The organism is Conexibacter sp. S30A1 (genome assembly GCF_023330665.1).
Lineage (GTDB): Bacteria > Actinomycetota > Thermoleophilia > Solirubrobacterales > Solirubrobacteraceae > Palsa-465.
Genome location: NZ_CP097127.1, coordinates 2,110,472 through 2,132,064, shown reverse-complemented (window position 1 = coordinate 2,132,064; position 21,593 = coordinate 2,110,472). Strand labels below are relative to the sequence as shown.

General features: G+C 67.9%; 19 protein-coding genes. 5 read left to right on the top strand and 14 right to left on the bottom strand.

The annotated features are described in order from the left end of the window. Nucleotides 1-180 precede the first annotated feature (180 nt). A complete protein-coding gene (locus M3M54_RS10420; RefSeq protein ID WP_249018981.1) occupies nt 181-438 on the bottom strand; it encodes an AbrB/MazE/SpoVT family DNA-binding domain-containing protein in 258 nt (85 codons plus the stop codon). Nucleotides 439-480: 42 nt separating this feature from the next. Here M3M54_RS10420 and M3M54_RS10415 point away from each other — a divergent pair, with 42 nt between their 5' ends. The 3 genes from M3M54_RS10415 (at nt 481) to M3M54_RS10405 (ending at nt 2,679) form a co-directional block, all read left to right on the top strand. Continuing rightward, a complete protein-coding gene (locus M3M54_RS10415; protein ID WP_249018980.1) occupies nt 481-660 on the top strand; it encodes a hypothetical protein in 180 nt (59 codons plus the stop codon). Nucleotides 661-738: 78 nt separating this feature from the next. Next, entirely contained in the window at nt 739-1,014 is a 276-nt protein-coding gene (locus tag M3M54_RS10410; RefSeq protein ID WP_371878574.1) for an LD-carboxypeptidase, read from the top strand. 417 nt (nt 1,015-1,431) lie between these two features. Beyond that, on the top strand, nt 1,432-2,679 hold the full coding sequence (locus M3M54_RS10405; RefSeq protein ID WP_249018978.1) for an IS4 family transposase: 1,248 nt from the start codon (nt 1,432-1,434) through the stop codon (nt 2,677-2,679). 223 nt (nt 2,680-2,902) lie between these two features. On the opposite strand, the gene M3M54_RS10400 is transcribed toward M3M54_RS10405, so the two are convergent. Both M3M54_RS10400 and M3M54_RS10395 read right to left on the bottom strand, forming a co-directional pair. After that, complete coding sequence (locus M3M54_RS10400) at nt 2,903-4,018, bottom strand: glycoside hydrolase family 6 protein (protein WP_249018977.1); 1,116 nt, start codon at nt 4,016-4,018, stop codon at nt 2,903-2,905. A gap of 298 nt (nt 4,019-4,316) precedes the next feature. Continuing rightward, complete coding sequence (locus M3M54_RS10395) at nt 4,317-7,583, bottom strand: glycoside hydrolase family 3 C-terminal domain-containing protein (protein ID WP_249018976.1); 3,267 nt, start codon at nt 7,581-7,583, stop codon at nt 4,317-4,319. Between the two features lie 700 nt (nt 7,584-8,283). Here M3M54_RS10395 and M3M54_RS10390 point away from each other — a divergent pair. Then, complete coding sequence (locus tag M3M54_RS10390; RefSeq protein WP_249018975.1) at nt 8,284-8,595, top strand: hypothetical protein; 312 nt, start codon at nt 8,284-8,286, stop codon at nt 8,593-8,595. A gap of 64 nt (nt 8,596-8,659) precedes the next feature. Next, nucleotides 8,660-9,850, top strand: coding sequence for a DUF2130 domain-containing protein (locus M3M54_RS10385; RefSeq protein WP_249018974.1), 1,191 nt, complete (start codon nt 8,660-8,662; stop codon nt 9,848-9,850). Nucleotide 9,851: 1 nt separating this feature from the next. On the opposite strand, the gene M3M54_RS10380 is transcribed toward M3M54_RS10385, so the two are convergent. From M3M54_RS10380 to M3M54_RS10330, 11 genes are all read right to left on the bottom strand, one after another. Beyond that, nucleotides 9,852-10,481, bottom strand: coding sequence for a DUF2231 domain-containing protein (locus tag M3M54_RS10380; protein ID WP_249018973.1), 630 nt, complete (start codon nt 10,479-10,481; stop codon nt 9,852-9,854). Nucleotides 10,482-10,636: 155 nt separating this feature from the next. After that, a complete protein-coding gene (locus M3M54_RS10375; protein WP_249018972.1) occupies nt 10,637-11,086 on the bottom strand; it encodes a hypothetical protein in 450 nt (149 codons plus the stop codon). A 12-nt stretch (nt 11,087-11,098) separates the two neighbouring features. After that, nucleotides 11,099-12,634: an NAD(P)/FAD-dependent oxidoreductase gene (locus M3M54_RS10370; RefSeq protein WP_249018971.1), complete on the bottom strand. Its 1,536-nt coding sequence runs from the start codon at nt 12,632-12,634 to the stop codon at nt 11,099-11,101. A gap of 4 nt (nt 12,635-12,638) precedes the next feature. Then, nucleotides 12,639-14,279 carry a glycosyltransferase family 39 protein gene (locus M3M54_RS10365; RefSeq protein WP_249018970.1) on the bottom strand — a complete coding sequence of 547 codons (1,641 nt, stop codon included), beginning with the start codon at nt 14,277-14,279 and terminating at the stop codon, nt 12,639-12,641. Between the two features lie 16 nt (nt 14,280-14,295). Next, on the bottom strand, nt 14,296-14,709 hold the full coding sequence (locus M3M54_RS10360; RefSeq protein WP_249018969.1) for a hypothetical protein: 414 nt from the start codon (nt 14,707-14,709) through the stop codon (nt 14,296-14,298). 20 nt (nt 14,710-14,729) lie between these two features. Then, nucleotides 14,730-15,362 carry an FMN-binding negative transcriptional regulator gene (locus M3M54_RS10355; protein ID WP_249018968.1) on the bottom strand — a complete coding sequence of 211 codons (633 nt, stop codon included), beginning with the start codon at nt 15,360-15,362 and terminating at the stop codon, nt 14,730-14,732. 61 nt (nt 15,363-15,423) lie between these two features. After that, nucleotides 15,424-17,103, bottom strand: coding sequence for a hypothetical protein (locus tag M3M54_RS10350; protein WP_249018967.1), 1,680 nt, complete (start codon nt 17,101-17,103; stop codon nt 15,424-15,426). Between the two features lie 96 nt (nt 17,104-17,199). Next, nucleotides 17,200-17,943, bottom strand: coding sequence for a 3-oxoacyl-ACP reductase (locus M3M54_RS10345; protein ID WP_249018966.1), 744 nt, complete (start codon nt 17,941-17,943; stop codon nt 17,200-17,202). Continuing rightward, nucleotides 17,940-19,307 carry an aldehyde dehydrogenase gene (locus M3M54_RS10340; RefSeq protein ID WP_249018965.1) on the bottom strand — a complete coding sequence of 456 codons (1,368 nt, stop codon included), beginning with the start codon at nt 19,305-19,307 and terminating at the stop codon, nt 17,940-17,942. Before M3M54_RS10340 ends, M3M54_RS10345 begins: the two co-directional genes overlap by 4 nt. Nucleotides 19,308-19,435: 128 nt before the next feature. Then, nucleotides 19,436-20,182 (bottom strand): FadR/GntR family transcriptional regulator, encoded by a 747-nt coding sequence (locus M3M54_RS10335; protein WP_249018964.1) that lies wholly within the window; start codon nt 20,180-20,182, stop codon nt 19,436-19,438. 22 nt (nt 20,183-20,204) lie between these two features. Next, nucleotides 20,205-21,533, bottom strand: coding sequence for a glutamine synthetase family protein (locus M3M54_RS10330; protein ID WP_249018963.1), 1,329 nt, complete (start codon nt 21,531-21,533; stop codon nt 20,205-20,207). Nucleotides 21,534-21,593: the final 60 nt, after the last annotated feature.

Below are 21,593 nucleotides of genomic sequence, written 5' to 3'. Positions count from 1 at the left end.
GTAGAAAAGGCCGCTATCCCCGACGAACACAGGGAATGCGGCCGTTTTCAAGCGTGACTACCGAAGGAACTTCGGGCTAGAGCCCGTCGTGACCACTGGCCCCAGGTGTCATCGTCGGTGAGCACGTCGAGCAGCACACTCGAGTCGACCAACGTGACAGTCCGGCCGGCTGGATGGGGATCACTCGTCACGAAGCAGGCGCAGCAGCTGATCGGTGCTCATCGTGGTGTTGGCGCGACCGCGCATCCGTTGCACGATCCGCTCGCCGCGGCTCTCGCTCCCGGGAGTCCGGACGATCCGCAAGGCGCCGGCTTCGTCGACCACGTCGAGCTCGTCCCCCACATGGAGTCCGTGGCGTTCGCGTAGCTGTGCGGGAATCGTGACCTGGCCCTTGCTGTTGAGACGCATCTTGCTCCTGACACCTACTACCTGTGTCACATGATACGCCTTGAGTCCAGCGCCGGTGGCTAGAACCAGCGTGTGACCGTCCCGACCGATCCGACCGTCGGCGGCTCGCTGATCGTGGCTATGAGCTCTTCGGGTATGCGTCCTTCACGCTGTGACTACCTCGAGATCAAGCTCTGGAGCAAGCTCGGCGAGCAGCTGGCGGCCGAGTCGCTGTATGCCGAAGAGGACGACGACACGCAGGACAGCGCCTGACGTACATTGGGCGGGGCGCACGCACGCCCTCGTAGCTCAATGGATAGAGCACGCTTCTGAAGCCGGCTTGGCGGGGAAGTGGCGCCGGGTAGCCGGGGGCGGGCGCACGAACGCGTCGTACGCGCCTTGATGCGGCCGTGCGGCGGGCTTGAAGAGCGAGGCTGCGAGGTCGTAGTCGACGAGTGCATGGACGGTGAGGGGATCACGAGCGGGCCGGCGATCGGGAGGGCCCAGGAGCTCGACCAGATCCTGACCGCCTCGTCCATCCGCGCGGTCGTCCCCTGCCGGGGCGGCGAACTTGCGGTTGAGATCCTGTTTGGCGAGCTCCAACACCAGACGATCCGCGCCTGCTGACCAAGAGTCAAGCATCACCTTCGAGCCGGCCGGTGCGGTACACATGTTCGTGATCAAGATCGCCAATCACGAAGCGATTCGGACGCCGCTCGAGCCCGGCCATCCCCAGTCGGAACCGGTACAGGCATAGCGGCAGGTGACGGACCCGCCAGCCGAGTCATCGGCGCAGACCGATCCCGAGCCGCTGGATGAGTCAGAGGGGCTGCTGTAGCGCCAGGTGCATCTGAACTTTCCGCGAGCAGTCGTCCGAAGGCGAGACGCCGCGCGTCAGCCCAGGCCTGGATGCAGGTACTGCCATCCCAGCTGATACGCCGACGTGCCCATCACCTGGACCAGCGGCCCAGGACCCAGGTCGGAGAGAAGGTCTAACTGCAATACCGTTAAGTTAGTGTCCGGGGGTGGGGTTATCGTTATCGCGTGCCTCGTGCTGGTTGGGTCAAGCCTGCGAGTGATCAGCGGCTCTCGGATCACATCTCTATCGGTGTTCTGACGCGGGTATTCCCGCCGGAGCTGGTTGACGCGGTGGTCGCCGAAGCTGGACGCGTGGAGCGCCGGCAGCGGTTGCTGCCGGCGCGGGTGGTTGTCTACTACGTGCTGGCGATGGCGCTGTTCTCGGGTTCCTCTTATGAGGAGGTGATGCGCCTGCTGGTCGAGGGGTTGGCGTGGGAGTCGGGCTGGCAGCGGGCGTGGGAGGTGCCGAGCAAGCCGGCGATCTTCATGGCGCGCAAGCGGCTGGGGTCCGAGCCTTTGCAGTTGTTGTTCGGGGCCGCCTGCTCGCCCTTGGCTGCAGCGGCGACGCGCGGGGCGTTCTATCGCGGTCTGCGGTTGATGAGCCTCGACGGGACGTGTCTGGATGTGCCCGACACGGCCGCGAATGACGAGGCGTTCGGGCGTCCTGGCTCGTCACGGCGCGAGGGTGGGGGAGCGTTCCCGCAGTTGCGTCTGGTTGCGCTGTCCGAATGCGGGACGCACGCGATCACCGGCGCGGCGCTCGGCCCGTACACCAGTTCTGAGCAGGAGCTGACCGACCAGTTGTTGGGGGCGCTTTCACCCGGAATGCTGTGCCTGGCCGACCGTGGCTTCTACAGCTTCGAGCGCTTCCAAAACGCCCGACGTGCCGGGGCGCAGCTGCTCTGGCGCGTGAAGTCGAACATGGTCCTGCCGCGCGAGCGACCGCTTCCCGACGGCTCGTATCTGTCCACCGTGTACTCCTTCTCAGACCGTCACGCCCATCGCGACGGCGCACAGGTGCGGGTCGTGGAGTACGGCATCGATGATCCCGGCGTGCCGCAGGCCGAGGAGCGCTACCGGCTGTTGTGCACGATCGAGGACCCAGACCGGGCGCCCGCCTCCGAGCTCGCCGCGCTCTACAGCGAGCGCTGGGAGCTGGAGAGCACCCTCGACGAGCTGAAAACCCACCAGCGCGGCCCGCGCGTCGTGCTGCGTTCCAAGCAACCCGCCGGCATCTACCAAGAAGCCTACGGCTACCTGTGCACTCACTACGCGATCCGCCGGCTGATGCACGACGCCGCGCTCCGAGCCGACATCGACCCTGACCGCTTATCGTTCACCAGAGGCCTCCGCGCCGCCCGTCGCAGCACCAGATCCCACCCGGGATTTTCCCCCCCAGACGATCGCCGCCGCCCAACAGCAAGCGATCAGTGAGATCCTCCACGAGCCGCTCCCCGAACGACGCCTGCGCGCCAACCCGCGCGTGATCAAACGCAAGATGAGCAACTGGGCAGTCAAACGCCCCGAGCACCGCGACCGGCCACAACCAACCAACCCGCCCGAGGACTCAATCACCATCCTAGCGGCTTAACTTAACGGTATTGGGTCTAACTGAGTGGCGCCCAGGGTGCTCGAGAGCACCCTGGGCTTCTCCGTCTCACCGAGAGGACCTGCCCAGCGGGTGGACGCGGTGCCTGGCCTGAGCCCGACCCTGCAGCGGTCGGTACTTGCCGTTCTCGGCAAGCCACAGCGCGTACTGCGGGACGAACGGGCCGCCATCTATCGCCCAGGGCTGTCCCACCCAGACGTAGCCGTCGCAGTAGCGCCTGGCGTCCCTTGCGGCCACAGGCCCGAGCCGCCACCGCGGCGACGCGACGTTGACGGTCGGCAGGATCCCAGTCCGCTGACAGACGCTCTGAATGCGGCCATGGCATCTCGGCGCGTCGTTGATCCCCCTGCCATTGAGCTGATGGGGCTTGTATGGCTGCCCGTTCTGGTCAGTGTTCACGATGAAATGCTTGCCCCTCACACCAAGCCTCGCCAACGCCGCGACGATCTTCGCCCCGAACACATCTTCCTTTGCCGTCGGGTCGTAGTCGGTGTCGTCGAGCGAGAACCCACGTGCATAGCGGATGCCATTGCGGATCAGCAACTTCGCATCGCGAACAGGGGTCGTCCAACCGGTCGTTCCGGCGTCGATATAGACGGTCGTGTGCGGCTTGGCGCTCAACACACGCGCAGCGTAGGTGTCAATCCGCTCAGGCGCCGTCGAACGGATCTTCAGCGCGACAAGCAGATCGACCTGCTCGATCACCAAAGCTCGCGCGCTACCAATCCCGGCCGCCATGTTGCGATACCACGCCTCATCCGAGCGTACGTTCCAGGACCCACTGACGACCGGCTTATCAACCCCGTTGACCCTCCGACTCTCCCACGGGTTCAGCTCAAACGTCGCGAACTGGACAAGCGCATTCGGGTTCCCGTTCTGCTGGGCCGCCACCGCCGCAGCCGTCTGAGCCCGCACCTCGCCAACCGGGTTCTCCCACCCAAGCCACACCGCCCGCGGCTCCAAAGCAAGCCGCCCCAGCATCTTGTGACGCCAACCCGTCGCTGACTGGTACAGGCTCCACAGAGCATCGTCATGCGGCACACCCCACGGGAGACGCGCAATCGGATTGGAACGCGCCCCCGGCAAACCACGATTGGCCACACCAGCCCTGGCCATCGGCACCGCCACGACCACCACGGTCGCGGCCGTCGTCAGAACTGCCACTACCAACCTCCGGATGTACCGCAGAGCCAATGCAACCTCCTGCAAGTCGAAAATGCCTCGTCACCCGGAAGAACCCGCGCGAAGGCCTGACGATGCGCCCACGACCCGGCCGCGGACCAAAGTTACGCGCCACTCGAGAGCGCGTCTCCGAACGCGAAGCAGCTGTCCACGAATGTCATCGCGCGCGTCACCGAGAAGCCTATCAACTCGGTCAGGAGATGACGATCGCCGACTTTCGCCGCCACGCCGACGCCCTGAGGGCCGCCGAGAGGCGTTTGGCGCTCGACCTGGCACGCGGCTACTTGGAGGTGCCACCGAGCGCGAGTGCGAACACGTGCATCGGAAAGTCGCCTGGCAGGGTTCCCACAGACGGCAGCGTGACGCTCTCGACCGTTTTTCCGGGCTCGAGCGCAATCGACGTCGCAAAGACGTGGGCCGCCTTGGTGCGCCTGCCCGGGCCGTTATGACTGCCGGCTCCCGTGCTTTCGTTGACGTAGGGCATGGTCGCGACCGTCTCGTCGGGCGAACGCCCCTTCCGGAACCAGTTGTCGAGCGTGAGGCTGTATTCCTGATCGGTTCCGTCGGTGTACTCGATCACGCCGGTGCCGGTCTCGTCGCCTCCGCTCGTCTGGATGCCACCAGATGCGCCGACGAACGTGAGCTGGGTGGCGTTGGCCGCGGGGGGCATCAGAATCGTCTGTCCATCGAGCTTGACGTTGTCAGCTCCGCCCGGCGGAACGTCGGGCCACCTCAGCCTCGTCGCACCGATGCTGAACTCGGCGCCCCGGCCGAGTCCGGCTCTCGACAGGGCCTGCTCCGAATAGCTGAATCCGCTGCCATCGAAGTCCGCCGCCACGGCATCGCGGCCGTCGCTGATCCCGCGGTTGTCGTAGGCCGCCCGGAGCGAGCGGTATGGAACATCGACGGCGAGTGCGGTCGCCGCCAGCGGATAGCGCGTGCGGTGATAGGTGAAGCTCGGATTGAGCGCCACGCTGTCGGACCTCGGCGTCGTCCGCGCCGCGACAGAGATGGTCAGATGAAGCGTCGCGGTCCCGTTCCCTGGCACCGTGACCCTCGAAGGGCGGACCTTGACCCGGACCCCCGCGCGGCGGGATGGTCTCAGTTCGACGACCACGGGTCGCTGCATCTGGCTTGTGACGACGACGTCGACCCGTGCAGAGCCACCGGCCGCAACGACGGCCAAGGAGCTCGCGCTCACGCTGACAGGATCGGGCACGGAAACGCTCGAGGACGCGCTGAGATCGCCCGCGCCGTCGCGTCCCGCCGACGAGAGCTCCGCCGTCAAGCTCGCTGACGTGCCGGCGGCCCGTTCTGGGACGGTGACCTGAAATTCGCGCGTTGCGCTCTGTCCGGCCGCCAACGAGAGCGTCGCGGACGTTCCCACCGGAACGGCCGTCCACCCCGACGGGACACGTAGTCGCGCGGTGCCATCGACGATCGGGATGTCTCCGTCGTTGACGAATTGCGCCTGGGCCATGAACGTCGAGCCCGGACTCTGCGTAGCGGGCACGGCCAGCTGGGCGTAGCGGTTGCCGATCGTCTTCGTCACCTTCAGTGTCCCGCGCAGCGGCAACGAGGACAGCGCGGAGGAATCGCCGACGTAGATCGAGTACCGGCCGCTGGGCAGGGTCCATCCGTCGGCCGCCGGGTCGAAGTACGACAGTTCGTGTCCCGTGACCCTGAACGTAACGATCTGCGACTGATGCGGCTTCAGCGTTACGCGAGCGAAGCCTTCCAGCTGGCGGGGAGGCTCACCGGCAGCAGCCGGGTCCCCGATATAGAGCTGCGCTACGTCGCTGCCGCTGACGCCGCCGGTGTTCGTGATCACGGCGGTCACCTTGGCGACCCTGGCTGCTTGGCCCGCGGGTGAATCCGGCCCGGAGGAGCCGTTGACGACCGCGCCCGGTGTCACCGTCAGGTGCGAAAAGCGAAAGCGCGTGTACGACAGGCCGAAGCCGAAGGGGAAGAGCGGCCTGACGTGTTTGGCGTCATACCAGCGGTAGCCGACGTCGAGTCCCTCGGAGTAGTCGACCGTGCGGCCGATACCTGGAAACTGTGCTCGCGAGGCCGTCGGGATCTTCGCGAGGCTCGTCGGGAACGTCTGCGGGAGGTGGCCGCCCGGATCGACGGCGCCGAACAGCACCGACGCGATCGCGGCACCGTCCTCCTGGCCTGGGTACCACGCCTCCAGAACGCCCTTGACGCGGCTGAGCCACGGCATCAGCACCGGACCGCCGGTGTTCAGCACCACGATCGTGTGGGGATTCGCGGCCGCGACGGCGGCGATCATGGCGTTCTGCCGGCCCGGTAGCGCGATGCTCTTCAGGTCAAGCGTCTCGCGCTCGAAGTAACCTCCGAACACGATCGCCACCTGGGCCCTCGCGGCGACGGCGGCGGCTCGGGACGGATCGGTCCCCGAGTACGAGATGACCTTGGTCCGCTCCCCCACGCGTGACCGGATGCCGCTGAGCGGGCTGATCGCCGATGACGTCGGCACATGGGAGCTGCCCCCTCCCGAGGTGGTCAGACGCGTGCTCCCGTCCGGGCCGATCACCGCGATCGAACTGGTGCTTGAGATGTGCAGTGGCAGGGCCCGTCCCGTGTTTTTGAGCAGCACGGTGCCGCTCTCCGCCACCTTCAGCGCGACAGCCCGGTCGGCGGGCGTGCTCGCGGGGCTCGAGAGGGTTCCGGTCGGCGGGTCGTTGAACAGCTCGAACCGAAACATCTGCGTCAGGATCCGCCGGACGGCGTCGTTGATCGTCGAGATCCTCACGGCCCCGTCGGCCACGGCTGCCGCGAGCCGACCGTTGTCCCACCAGAAGCTGCCGCGCTCCTGATCGAGTCCTGCATTGGCGGAGTCGACGGTGGAGGCGTTCGCGTTGCTGTCGGACCGGATGAAGCCGCCAAAGCCCCACCGCGCATCGAGCAGTCCGGTGATCAGGCTCGAGTCCTGACATGAGTACACACCGTTCAGCATCGGATAGGCGCACATGATCGACGCGACGTGGGCGTGTGCGACGGCGCTGTAGAAGGGCGGCAGATAGATCTCGTGCAGTGCGCGCTCGCTGACGATCGTGTCGTAGCTTGGCGGATTGCGGTGTGTCTCCTGGTTGTAGGCGACGAGATGCTTGGCCTCCGCCATCACGTGCTGGCTCTGAATGCCCCTGATGTCGGCGGTGCCGAGCACGGAGGTCAGGAGCGGATCCTCGCTGAACATCTCGAAATTGCGACCCCAGCGCGGGTCGCGCTGGATGTTGATGCCCGGCCCGAGCACCAACGACGACCCCGTGGCGCGATGCTCCCTGCCATCGACCACGCCGAATTGATAGGCGAGCGTGGGGTCCCAAGTCGAGCCGAGCGAGACCTCTGACGGCAACTGCGTGGCATCCGCGGCTCCATAGACTCCGAGCGAACCATCCTGTTCGACGAGTTTCGGAATGCAGAGAGCCGGCTGGGCGGGGACGACACTCTCGGGTCCGGTCTCCGGGACGCCCGCCCTCGCCGCCACCACGTACATCTCGGCGATCTTCTCGTTCAGGCTCATCTTGGCCAGCAACATCCGCACGCGTGCCCGGATCGGCAGGGACTGCTTCAGCCATGGGCATCGAGCCGTGGCGGCCCCCGCGGCGTGACCCACCGGAGCCCCGGTCGTAGCGTGTACCCCGGTTGAACGACCCGGCGGCGCTCCCGTCAACGACCCCGCGGTTGCAGCGGTGCAGCAGACTGCGAGCAGCGCCGCGAACGCCATGACCGCAGCCCTGCCCGTCAGTGCCGGACGCTGCCATAGCCTCGCTGCCGATAGCCGGCGGGAAGCGCTCATCGCCCCAGCGATGAGCGCAACGGCGACAGCCGGGCCCGGCAAATGTCACGAAACCTGGTCAGACTCACACCGACCAGCTCATCACAGTTGGCCATCACGAGCGCCAGTAGCCTCCTGTTAGGCCGCAAGGACCGCATCACTTTGGTGGTAACCCGCACGAACGCCAAACGATGCACAGGTGCCGGTCGCTCCGTCGAAAAATCTTGCCCCTCCACGTTTTGCGACTGTGGCTCGCGTCCACACGGACGGTCATCCAGCGATCCTCAAGAACGACGCCGTGCAACGAGGCTGCCTTTACAGACCTGAAGAGCCAGGTTCATGAGTCCGTCAGAAACCGCGGTGTCACGAGGATGGGGCGTTGAGTTCTTCCGCCCGACTCGAGCGGTCTTGCGCCGGCCCGGTGGCGGGTGGCTACGATCAGGGTATGGACGTTCCAACCGCTCCGATCGCCGGCGGCTCGCTGATCGCCGGCTACCTCACCGCCCGGGTGACCGGGGTGCGCCCGCTCGGGGGCGTCGTGCTCGCCGCTGCGGGTGCCTATCTGGCCAACCGCTGGCGGTCCCAGGCGGGCGCCGGCGTGGCCGCCGGTCTGCTTGCGACCTATCTCGGTGGTTTCGGCGTCTCGCACCCGCTGGCCAAGCGGATCGGTGCCTGGCCTTCGGTGTTGACCGTGGCCGGCGTCAGCGCCGCCGCCAGCTATGCGCTGGCCGACCGCGCCGCCGCACAGCGCGCCTGAGCACACGGCCCGGCCTGTCTGGGCCGTCCCATAAGCTCCGCAGCCGAAAGGGAGACAGCAAGCGATGCATGAGATCAAGTGCCCGCACTGCGGCAAGGCGTTCAAGATCGACGAGGCCGGCTATGCCGCGATCCTCAAGCAGGTGCGCGACGGCACCTTCGAACAGGAGCTGCACGAGCGGCTGGAGCTGGCCGCCAAGGAGAAGCAGAGCGAGCTCGAGCTCCTGCGCGAGCGCGCCGCGCGCCACCTCCAGCAGGCGGCGGCGGCCAAGGACGCCGAGATCCAGGAGCTGCAGGCCAAGCTGCGGGAGGGTGAGAACGCCCGCAGGCTCGCCATCGCCGAGGCGGTGGGCGCGACCGCGCAGGAGCTGACCGAGCTGCGCGGCGCGCTGGCGCAGGCGAAGCTCGAGAAGGAGCTCGCTGAGCAGGCACTGAAGGACAAGTACGAGACCCAGCTCAAAGACCGCGACGAGGCGATCGAGCGGCTGCGGGACATGAAGGCCCGGCTCTCCACCAAGATGGTGGGCGAGACGCTCGAGCAGCACTGCGAGACGACCTTCAACCAGCTGCGCGCAACCGCCTTCCCCAGGTCGTACTTCGAGAAGGACAACGACGCGCGCACGGGCAGCAAGGGCGACTACATCTTCCGCGACCGCGACGAGGCGGGGCTCGAGATCGTCTCGATCATGTTCGAGATGAAGAACGAGAGCGACCAGACCGCGACCAAGAAGCGCAACGAGGACTTCCTGCGGGAGCTCGACAAGGACCGCACCGAGAAGGGCTGCGAATACGCGGTGCTGGTGTCGTTGCTCGAGCCCGACAGCGAGCTCTACAACAGCGGCATCGTCGACGTCTCACACCGCTACCCGAAGATGTACGTGATCCGCCCACAGTTCTTCATCCCGATGATCACGCTGCTGCGCAACGCCGCCCTGGGCGCGCTCAAGTACAAGGCCGAGCTCGAGCTGGCCCGCGCTCAGAATGTCGACATCACCAACTTCGAGACCAACCTCGAGGCGTTCAAGAGCGCCTTCGGCCGCAACTACCGGCTCGCCTCAGACCACTTCCAGAAGGCGATCGCCGAGATCGACAAGTCGATCGAGCATCTGCAGAAGACCCGCGCGGCACTGCTGGGATCAGAGAACCAGCTGCGTCTGGCCAACGACAAGGCCCAGGACGTGACGATCAAGAAGCTGACGCGCGGCAACCCGACGATGGCCGCGAAGTTCGACCAGGTCAGAGACGGACAGCCCTAGCTCAGATCGGCTTGTGGAGGCGGCCCTCCCAGACGGCCCGTGCGCCCAGGTCACCGACCTTGTAGACCATGTAGGCCGAGACCAGCGCGAGCACGACGAGGCCGACGCGCAAGAGCAGGTAGATCGCGCGCGAGCCGAGGATGTCGTCGGCGATCGCCAGGCCGGTTGGCCAGCCGCCCGAGATTCGGTAGGCGGAGAAGGTGAGGATCAGACAGGCCGTGAACAGCGTGAAGGCCACCGCCAGCACGTGCGCGGCGGCCTCGTGCTCACGGACCAGCACGAGCCGGAAGCCCGTCAGCCGCAGCGAGGCGAGCAGTGCGACGCCGGCCTGCATCGCCAAAAAGATCGAGGACATCGCGACGATCGAGCAGAGGCAGAGCAGGATCCCGTAGCGGTCAAACCAGTCCGGGCGCGCGACGCAGGCCAGCGCTCCGAGCACGCTCAGCGGGATCAGCACCACCGGCACATGGATGAACAACGGGTGCGCGGGCAGGCCGGCGTAGATCGTGCGGATCTTGATGCCGACCGTGATGAAGCCCAGGAACGCCAGTCCGGTGAGGACGAACTCCGCGCGCCGCCAATCCGGGCGGTGCGGCCGGGTCATGCGCAGCGGTGTCGGTCTGCTACTCATTCGCGGCCGGAGTCTAAGGAAGCGAGGCTGAAGCGGAGCTAATGGGGCCGGTCATCGCTACCTCGGTAGCACGGCGAGGCTTCGACCATGGACCAGCGGTGTAGAGAGCGCCTCGACAACTCATACCAAAGGTGGAGGTGCGAGCGCCCCGGGGCTCAGCGCGCGCGCCCGCGCTTGCGCCGCCGACGCTCGGCGGGCTTCGGCTTGCGCGGCTTGCGCGGCGCCTTGGAGCCAGCGTGGGCGCGCTGGCCATACAGCACCGGGTCGCGATCGGCGTGGCGGGCGCGCGCCAGATGACTGCGGGCGTCGCGCTGCACGAAGTAGCCGATCGCGACGAACATGAGTGCGGCGACGATGCCGATCACCAGCTCATCCAACGTTGAGAGCCCACCTGAACTCGTGCTCGTGCCCGTGGCGACCGTTGTCACCGGCGTGGTCGTGGTCGCTGCGCCGAGGTTGCCTGGGTTCAGCAGGCTGATGCCCGGCTGGGTGGTGGTGGGAGCGGCACCCGACCCGCTGGCGAGCGCCGCCGGAGCCGCCAGCCCGGCGGCGCAAGCGCAGGCCAGCGAGCAGATCGAAAACCAGAGGGCGGTCCGGCGTCGCATCGGGCGCGTATTTCAGTTCTCCGAGGCGAGCGGTCCGGCCATCGCGGGCGGCTCAGGGTCCTTCGCGTAGGGGTTCTCGCTGTCGTGGATCTCCTCGTGGTACACGCTCTCCACGTTCACCGACCAGATGTCGTGGTTGGTCCCCAGCAGGATGTTGTCCACGGCGCGCATCGCCGTCAGCATCGAGTGGTCTGAGTTGTTGTAGCGGTGCAGCCCGTTGCGACCGACCTGGGTCAGGTTGGTCATGTCGGACTCCAGCCAGCGGCGGATCGTGCTGACCCGCTCGGCGTACTTCTCGTCGTAGATCGGGTAGGCCTTATGCACGCGTGCGACGAAGCCGAACTTGACCTTTGCGGCCTGCGAGAGGTTCAGCTTCTCGATCTCGGCTGCGGCCATCTTGACCAGGCGGTCGTCGTCCATGTTCCACAGCTCGTCGCCCTCGAAACAGAAGTACTCCATGCCGATGGCGGCATCACGCGAGCCCTCGGGCACCATGTAGGGGCTCCAGGACTTGAAGTTCTGGATGCGCAGCACGCGCACGCCCGGCTGGTGGATGTAGATCCAGTTGTCGGGGAAGAGGTCCTCGTCCTCGATCACCAGGAGCACCGTCAAAAACTCGCGGTAGCGCAGCCCGCGGGCGGCATCCCGAACCTCGGCGGGCGCTTCCGGCGAGGCTATGCCGACGGTCGTGCGCAGCGGCAGCGACGAGATCACGTAGGAGGGTGTGAGCGTCTGCTCGCCCGCCACGACCTCGGTGACGCGGCCGGAGCCGTCGGTCACCAGGCGGGTCACCGGAGCGTTCAGGCGGATCTCGCCGCCATGCTCGGCGATCTCCTTGGCCATCTGCTCCCACATCTGCCCGGGGCCGTAGCGCGGGTAGTTGAACTCCGAGATCAGCGACTTGATCTTGTTGCCCTTGTTGCCGAAGAACGCGGCCCTCGCGGCGCTGAAGAAGGACAGCCCCTTGATCCGCTGGGCGGCCCACTCGGCGCGGATCTCATTGGTCGGCACGCCCCACAGCTTCTCGGTGTAGGTCTTGAAGAAGTGGTTGTAGAGGCGCTTGCCGAAGCGGTTTGAGACCCACTCCTCGAAGGTGTCCTCGCGTCCCTTGGGCTTGACCTGCGCCCACAGGTAGGAGGCCATGCAGCGCGAGAGCTCGACCAGGCCGAGCTTCTTGATCACGTCCATGCCCTCAAGGGGGTATTCGAGGAACTTGTCGTTCCAGTAGATCCGGCTCTGGCGCGGGCGCTTGAGGAAGTCCTCCTTCATGATCTCGTGCCAGAGGTCGTCGACCTCCTTGACCTTGGTGAAGAAGCGGTGGCCGCCGAGGTCGAAGCGGTAGCCGTCGCGGACCTCGGTGCGGGCGATGCCGCCGAGCATGTCGGTCGACTCGAGCACCACCACCGGCTGGCCGCGCTTGGCGAGCAGGTAGGCGGCGGTCAGGCCGGCGGGGCCGCCGCCCAGCACGACAACGGGGTGCTCGGTGGTGATGTCGGCGCCGCGCGCCGCCCCGCCGGGGCGGGGCTCGTTGTCCGGGGTGTCGGGCACTTTTCTAGACCTTCTTGTAGAGAACGGCTGAGTCGGCGATGCAGCAGGAGCCCCGGTAGTTGTGCGGCGCCCAGGACTCCTCGACGAGCTTACCCTCGCGCACGTACCGGGCGATGATCGCGCCGTACTGCGCCGAGCGCAGGCGAATCTCCTTGGTCCACGGCGCGCGCCAGTTCTGCTCGCCCTCGGTCAGCGGCCGGATGTAGAGCAGCTGCTGACCCGGCTTGACCGAGTTGATCAGCGCCGAGGCGGTGCGGTTCACGTTCTCGGCGCGGTAGCGGGCCATCGCGTTGACCCAGTCCATGTAGCTCGGGTCCGCGACGGGGCCCATCGTGTTGGCGTAGCGCAGGCCTCCCGGCAGGTAGTAGTAGGCGAGCGGCGTCTGCTCCGGCTGGCCGACGATCACGAGGTCACCGGGGCGCAGCAGCGGCCCCATCTCGCCGCCGATGTCCTGCATGTCGCTCTTGTAGGCGGGCTCAAACGCGCTCGGGCGTGCCATGAAGCCGATCACGAACACCACGGCGATCGCGCCGATGATGCCGGCGCGGGCGGTGCCGATCGCCAGTACCAGGATCATCGAGCCGACGATCGGCGCGAAGTAGCGCACATCCCAGGCCGGGGTGATCACGTGCGAGGCCAGCCAGCCGACCAGCAGCGTCAGCACCGGCAACGCGACAAGCGCGATCGCCACCTGGGCCTCGCGCGTCATCCGCCGCGGCCTGGCCACCAGGCGGGCGTAGCCGATGCCGGCCGCCAGCACCATGATCACCGAGATCGACGCGCCGCCGAAGACGCCCACGGCGATCTGGATCGGCGCGCCAAAGCCCGGCTCGAGGTCCCACGGCGCCGCCGTGTGGGTCACCTGGAAGATGAAGTTCGGTACCCACGGCGCGAACAGCACCGCGGCCCCGACGAACGTGCCGATCGTGTCCCTGATGTAGTTCTCACGGACCTGCTCGCCGCCGATGAAGTAGACGATCACCATCGTCAGGAAGGCGGCGGCGCCGAAGAACAGGGCCCAGTTGTGGGTGTAGAGCATCAGCGCCTCGCTGATGCCGAAGATGATCACGTAGCGGCGCTCGCGGTAGACCCAGCCGCGGATCAGGGCCAGGGTGGCGAAGATGCCGATCAGCGTCGTCAGCGAGTACATCCGCGTCTCGAGGCTGTAGTAGTCCAGGAAGGCGTTGAAGGCGAAGAAGGTGGCGCTGATCAGGCCGGCGCGCTTGCCGCCCAGCGACCTCCCGGCCCAGTAGCCGGCGGGAACCGTGGCGGCGGCGAAGATCATCGACAGCCAGTGGGTGGCGGCCTGCCCGTTGCCCACCCAGGACATCCAGATGTGCAGCAGCAGATAGAAGAGCGGTGGCGAGCCGTCGAACCGCAGGATGTTGGGGATCGCGGTCAGCGGGTGTGAGGAGATGCCGACGGTGATCGCCTCGTCCATCCAGAACTGCCCGCCCACATAGGCGGCATGGATAGCGGTGGAGGCGGCCATCAGTGCCACGAGCACGGTGCCGACGCGCACCCACTCGGGCAGCGCCTTCACCCAGCCCGGCAGCCACACCTGATACTCGCGGATGACGCCAGCGTGGCGGGCCTGCTCGGGGCCGGGCGCTGCGGCCGTGGTCGGTTCGGTGGTCGTGCTCATCTCACGCGCTCCTCGCTCAGCCGCTGACGCCGATCGCCATGCACTGCTCGACGTCGTTGATCACGCTGTTCGATGCCTGGTTGGGATACACCAGCGCCGAGCCGATCACCTCGGCGCCCTGCTCCTGGCCCATGATCTGAAGGCCCTGGGCGATGCCCGGCGTGGGGTAGAAGATGATCGTCGGACCGCTCGGCAGCGAGCCGACCTGGATCGCCGGCAGGTGCTGCTTGGCGGTGTAGAACTCGTGGAACGGGACCTTGTCCGCGCGCAGGCAGGCGACGTGCGGGGTCCGGGGATCGTCGACGACGCCGCGGAAGGCGGAGTTTTTGAGCAGATTCGGTGAGCCTGCCTCGGGTTTCGGCGGGATGCCGCAGGCGCTCACGAGTAGCGCCGTCAACACGCAGGCCACCGCGACCTTCGCGGGGGACATATGGCAGGCAGGTTAGTAGATCAGCGCAGTTGCTCGCGGCGCCAGCGCTGCGTGGTCGCCGCGAGCGCCCGGGCGCCATCGCGCTCCAGGCCGGCGATCACCCCGTCCACGTCGGTGCTCTGGCGGTTCTGGCCGAGTTTGGCCTTCGCCTCAATGCGGGTGATGCGCAGCTCGACGCCGACGATCGCGGCGAGCTGGCCGTCGACGTAGTCGCGGGGGGCGTCGTCGACGCTCCATGGTGCGGCGCGCTCGCGCTCGTACCGGTCGGTCAGGCGCCGCACCAGGCGCTCCAGCCAGACCGGGTCGTCGTGGATCACGAGCTGGCCGTGGATGTGGGCGGTGAGGTAGTTCCAGGTCGGAACCACGCGCCCGTGCTCACGCTTGGATGCGTACCAGCCGGGGCTGATGTAGGCGTCCGGGCCGTGGACGATCACCAGCGACTCGCCACTCGGCGCAAGCCGCCAGTGGTCGTTCTTGCGTGCGACGTGACCGACCAGCGACCCCAAGCCCTCCGCTGCCTCGTCGTAGAGCAGTGGCAGAAAGGTCGCAAACAGGCCATCTGCGGTTGGGCTCACCAGGTCAGCTGCACGGATGCCCGAGAGCAGCTCGCGCGTCTGTCGCGGATCGGCCTGGAAGTGCTTGGGGAGATACATGCGACCCTATGCCTTGGAGGATCGCGCCCGCTGCCGCCCTGGGGGCGTGACGGTCGCGGCCTCAGGTGCTGCTGTGCCTGGAGCAGTCTGTGAAGAGGGTCACAGGATACTGCTGGCGGATCGTGTAGTGGGATCCGTTGGCCGCCAGCCAGCCCTCCTCCCAGAAGCCCATCTGGACCGGTGACGGACCGAGGTCGTCCGGGGTGTCGGAGGTACCACCGGCCTGCACCACCACGTTCGGGCCCTCCGCGGTCTCGAGCGTGTGGGGCAGCGCCTGGATGCGCGGGATCGGCACGTCCAGATACCAGGCGAGCATCGTCACCTCATAGTTCTCGGTCATCACGCTGCCGCAGGCGAGCAGCTTCGCCGGTCCGCCCGCGCGTTTGATCAGCCCGGCGTAGCCCTCGCGCAGCTGCGCCTGGTAGCGCAGCGCTACGCGGATCGAGCCGACGCTCGGCAGGCGGTGGGCGAACCAGCTGGGCACGAACAGGAGGACGAGCGCCATGAACACGCCAGTGGCACCCAGTCGTAGCGCCGCCGCCGGGGGGTGGGCGAGCAGCCTCCCGGCCAGGCGCGCCAGCGCGATCGCCGCCCAGGCGTAGCCGCTTGCGCCGGCGACGTAGACGAGCAGCACCCCGAAGATCGTGTAGCGCGTGTTGCCGGCAAAACCGATCTGCGTCTCGATCGAGATCCCCAGCCACCAGCCGAAGCCGACCACCCCGGCCAGCGCGGCCGTGGCCTGTGGCCCGTTTGCGGCCAGCGCCTCGCGCCAGCCGCCGAGCCGGCGGCGGGCGCGCACGAGCAGCACGGCCGTGACCGCGATCACCAGCAGCGCCGCTGCCTCCACGCGCTCGACGACCAGCGGCCAGATCACCTGCGAGAGCTCGGTCCAGAACGGGAAGGCGCTGTTCACCGCCGAGTGCACCGAGTGGTTGTGGCGGGCGTGGCTGACAAGACCCGTGGCGCTGCGGCCGCCGAGCACCTGCGGCACGACCCAGAGCGCCAGCATCAGCGCGACCCCTCCGAGGACCATGAGGACCTGGCGCCACCCACGCCACCCGCGCCACCCGCGCCGCTCGCGCCAGATCAGCCAGAGGCCGTAGGGCAACCAGAGAAACCACAGCTCCGGCCGGTCCAGGCAGGGCAGCAGGCCGATCGCGAACGCCTGGCGGTGGTGGCCGTCCCAGGCGCGTTCCACCGCGATCAGCGCCAGCCCGAAGGTGAACCCCTCCGAGTAGCCGAGCATCATCGGCACCGGGTAGGTTGGCGTGGAGCCGCTGCCGAAGAGCGCCAGCGCGGCAGCGAAGACGACCGGCGTGAGCGCGGCCGCCCGCTGCCAGGGCGAGAGCCCTGCCAGCCAGCCCACGGGCCGTCCCTGCGCGACCATCCTCAGGACGATGCGGGCGGTCAGCTTGGCGGCCATGAGTGAGGCCATCAGCGCGCCGGCGCGGGCCACGATCAGCCACAGGTACGGCTGTGCCGAGCCGAACAGCGCAAAGACGGTCGTGAACAGCACCGGCAACGGCTTCCAGCTCGAGCCGCCCGCGATCGTCAGGTGCCCGTGCAGGATCTCCCGGCCCCAGATCAGCCAGGACCAGGGGTCGTAGCTGGGCGTGGAGGGCCAGTTCAGCGTGATCGCAGCCGCGACCAGGCAGAAACCGAGCATCCACAGCGTGACGCGCCCGCTGCGCAGCAGGCTGGGCTCGCTCGGCTTGATCCGAGGTTCGGTTACTGCCGTCATGCTTATGCGATTTTAAGGGTGGGTCCGAGTCGCCCGCGCCGCACGCCGATCTGCTCTCTCAACACGGCCGGGGTCAGATCGGAGCGGTGAAGCTGCTCAGAGCGGTGTCGTGTAGGCGCCGTTGATACCACCGTCGACGAGCAGCGATGAGGCGGTCATGAACGACGAGTCATCGCTGGCCAGAAACAGCGCCGCCTTGGCGATCTCCGTGGCCTCGCCGAAGCGGCCCATCGGCACGTGCACGAGCCGTCTGTTTGCGCGCTCCGGATCCTTGGCGAAGAGCTCCATGAGCAGCGGTGTCGCGACCGGCCCAGGGCAGAGCGCGTTGACGCGCACACCGCGCTTGGCGAACTCGACCCCCATCTCGCGCGACATCGCCAGAACGCCGCCCTTGGAGGCGGTGTAGGAGATCTGCGAGGTCGCCGCGCCCATCACGGCCACGAACGAGGCGGTGTTGATCACCGAGCCGCCGCCGGCTTCGAGCAGGTAGGGGATCCCGTGCTTGCAGCAGAAGAAGACGCTCTTGAGGTTGGCGTCCTGCACCCGCTGCCAGGCGTCTGCCTCGGTCACCAGCACCGAGTCGTCGTCTGTCGGTGAGATGCCAGCGTTGTTGAACAGGACGTCGATCCGGCCGAACTGCTCGTGTGCGCGGCGGTAGAGCTCGATGACGGCCTGCTCGTCGGTCAGATCGGCCTGCAGCGGCAGCTCGCCGACGGCGTGCTCGCGCAGGTCCACGCCGACGACGTGCGCTCCCTCAGCCGCGAACAGCTCGGCGGTTGCCAGCCCGATGCCGCTGGCGACACCGGTGATCACTGCGACTTTGTCTTGTAGTCGATTCATGTGGTTGCGTAGTAGATGGTTTTGATCTCTGTGTAGGCGTCGGTGGCGTGGGGCCCGAGCTCGCGCCCGTAGCCGGACTGCTTGAAGCCGCCAAACGGCGTGCTCACACGCACCGACGAGTTTGAGTTGATCGACAGCACGCCGGTTTCCAACGCCCGCGCGACCCGCAGTGCTCGGGCGCCGTCGCGTGTCCAGATCGATCCGGAAAGACCGTAGATCGTGTCGTTGGCGATGCGCACCGCGTCCTCCTCGTCGCTGAAGGGGATGACCGCCACGACCGGCCCGAAGATCTCCTCGCGCACCGCCGGCGAGTCGGCCGCGACGGGTGCCAGCACCGTCGGCGGGAACCAGAACCCGGGGCCCTCGGGGGCGCTGCCCCGGAATGCCACCGACGCGCCCTCCGCTGCGGTCAGCGAGGCCACCCGGTCGCGCTGGCGCGCGGAGATCAGCGGGCCCATCATCGCCTCGGGGTCGAGCGGGTCCCCGACCTTGAAAGCCTCCACGTGCGGTTGCAGCAGGCTCAGGAACTCGTCGACGACGGAGGCCTGCACCAGCAGGCGCGAGCGCGCGCAGCAGTCCTGGCCGGCGTTGTCAAAGACCGCCCACGGTGCTGCCGCAGCGGCCTTCTCGAGGTCGGCGTCGGCGAAGATGATGTTGGCCGATTTGCCGCCGAGCTCGAGCGTCACGCGCTTGATCGTCTGGGCGGCGGTGGCGGCGATCGTGCGGCCCACGGCGGTCGAGCCCGTGAAGGCGATCTTGGCCACATCCGGGTGCTCGACCAGGCGCGCGCCCGCGACCGGCCCGTAACCGGCCACCACGTTGACGACACCGGGTGCGAGTCCTGCCTCGAGTGCGAGCTGCTCGAAGCGCAGCGCCGAGAGCGGCGTCAGCTCGGCCGGCTTGAGCACCACCGTGTTGCCAGCTGCCAGTGCCGGCCCGAGCTTCCAGGCGGCGATCGTCAGCGGAAAGTTCCAGGGCACGATCAGCCCGACGACGCCGAGCGGCTCACGCACGGTGAACGCCTGGCCGCCTGCGACCGGGATCGTTTCGCCCATCAGCCGCTCGGGCATGCCGGCGTAGTAGCGGAAGGTGTCAACCACCATGCCCATCTCGCCGCGGGCCGAGGCGAGCGGCTTGCCGGCGTTGCGCGCCTCGATCAGCGCAAGCTCGTCGATTGCGTCCTCGACGCGGGCCGCGAGCGCCCGCAGCGCCGCGGCCCGGGCGTTTGGCGCAAGCGCTCGCCAGGCGGGCAGCGCCGCGCGCGCGCGCTCGACGGCCTCGTCAACCTCCTCGGCGCCGGCTGCGGGCAGCTCTTCCAGCACCGCCTCGGTGGCGGGCTCGAGCACAGTCAGTAGTTCGCTCATTTGGCCTCTCGATCTTTGGCTGCGAAAAGGATTGCCCTGTGATCCTTTACCGCGAGGCTCTGATTATCGCCGAAAACCGCGAGCTGGTTTCTGTGCCTGCTGGCCCGCTGGCCAGCAGGCACGCCCGATCAACCACCCGGCAGCAGCCCGGCCAGCACGTGCTCGGTGCCCCGCAGGTGCTCGGCGACCTCGCGCGCGCTGGCACCCTCGTCACCGCTTGAGACGGCGGCCAGGATCCGGCGGTGCTGAATGTTCGAGGAGTGCAGGACCTCGGCCGGGTGTGCGATCAGCGCGATCACTCGCGTGGCTGCCCCCTGCACCTCGGTGGCCAGGGTGATCAGTCGGCGGTTCCCGGTCGCCTCCGCCAGCCCGATGTGAAAGCGGACGTCCAGCTGGCGGTAGGTCTCAAAGTCGTGGGTGGCCTGCTCCATCTCGGTTGCCAGGGCACCGAGCTTCGCCAGCGCCGAACGCTGGGCGCGGCGGCACGCGAGGACCGCCACGCCCACCTCCACGGCGGCCCGGTGATCCCAGATCTCGCGCCAGCGCGCCACAAGGTCGGCTGGTGGCGGTGGCGCCGGTGGCAGGCGCTCGACGACGAAGGTGCCGCCGCCGCGGCCGCGGGTGGCGTGCAGGTGGCCGCTCTGGCCGAGCGCAACCAGCGCCTGGCGCAGCGTCGAGCGCGCGATCCCGAGCCGTGCGCACAGCTCGCGCTCGGCCGGCAGGCGCGTGCCCGGCGGCAGCAGCCCGAGGCGGATCGCGGTCCCGATCCGCTCGACCGCCTCCTCGAACGCGGTCTGAGAGCGTACCGGCGCGAACACCGAATCGACCGACGCCGCTGCGTCGAGGGTCTTCGGCGGGTCGCTGGTCGTGGCCATGGCGTGTGCTCGGCAGGGTCCTTCAGAGGCGCTCGAAGCCGCGGATCCGCTCCCAGTCGGTGACGGCCGCGTCGTAGGCGGCCAGCTCGATGTCGGCGGCGTTGAGATAGTGTGCCACGACCTCCTCCCCGAAGGCCTCCTGGGCGAGGCGGCTTTGGGCGAAGAGCTCGCGCGCCTCGCGCAGCGTGCCTGGCAGCCGTGGCCGCTGCTCCTCGGCGTAGGCGTTGCCTGTCAGTGGTGGCTCGAGCCTCAGTTTCTGCTCGATGCCGGCGAGACCGGCTGCGAGCAGTCCCGCGAGCGCCATGTAGGGGTTCAAATCGGCGCCGCCGGCGCGGTGCTCGAGGCGCAGCGCCGGGCCGCTGCCGATCACGCGCAGCGCGCAGGTGCGGTTGTCGTGACCCCAGGCGATCGTGGTGGGCGCGAACGACCCAGGCGCGAAGCGCTTGTAGGAGTTGATGTTGGGCGCCAGCAGCAGCGCCAGCTCGCGGGTGTAGGCGAGCTGTCCGGCGAGGAAGCTCTCGAAGATCTCGGGCTCGCGCTCAAACAGCGGTCCGTCGGCGTCGGCCAGCGAGAGGTGGATGTGGCACGAGTTGCCCTCGCGCTCGTTGAACTTCGCCATGAAGCTGATCGAGACGCCCTCCTGGGCGGCGATCTCCTTGGTGCCGTTCTTGTAGATCACGTGGTCATCGGCGCAGCGCAGCGCCTCCGCATAGCGGAAGTTGATCTCGTGCTGGCCCAGGTTGCACTCGCCCTTTGAGGTCTCGACGGTCAGCTCCGCGTCGCGCATCGCGTTGCGGATCCGGCGGATCAGCGGCTCGACCCTGGAGGTGCCAAGCAGCGAGTAGTCGACGTTGTAGAGGTTCGCGGGCACGAGGCCGTGGTAGCGCTTGTACCAGGCCTCCTCGTAGCTGTCGCGGAACACGAGGAACTCGAGCTCGGTGGCGGCGTACGCGCTCCAGCCGCGCTGCGCCAGGCGCGCAAGCTGCGCCGAGAGCACCTGGCGTGGCGAGGCGGACACCTCGCTGCCGTCGGCCCACGCCAGGTCCGCCAGGCACAGCACGCTCGCCGCCTCCCACGGCAGTGGGCGCAGGGTCGAGAGGTCCGGGCGCATCACGAAGTCGCCGTAGCCGCGTTCCCACGAGGACATCGCGTAGCCGCCCACGGTTGCCATCTCAACGTCCACGGCCAGCAGGTAGTTGCAGCCTTCGGCGCCGTGCTGGGCGACCTCGTCCAGGAAGTGCCTGGCATCCAGGCGCTTGCCCTGAAGCCGGCCCTGCATGTCGCAGAGTGCCAGCACCACGGTCTCGATCTCGCCCGTCTGCACACCGGCTCGCAAAGCTTCGAGCTTCATCGACGCCTTCCCCTCCTGTTTGGATGTGCCTGTGCCCAGGCGCACTGGGCAGCGCAAAAG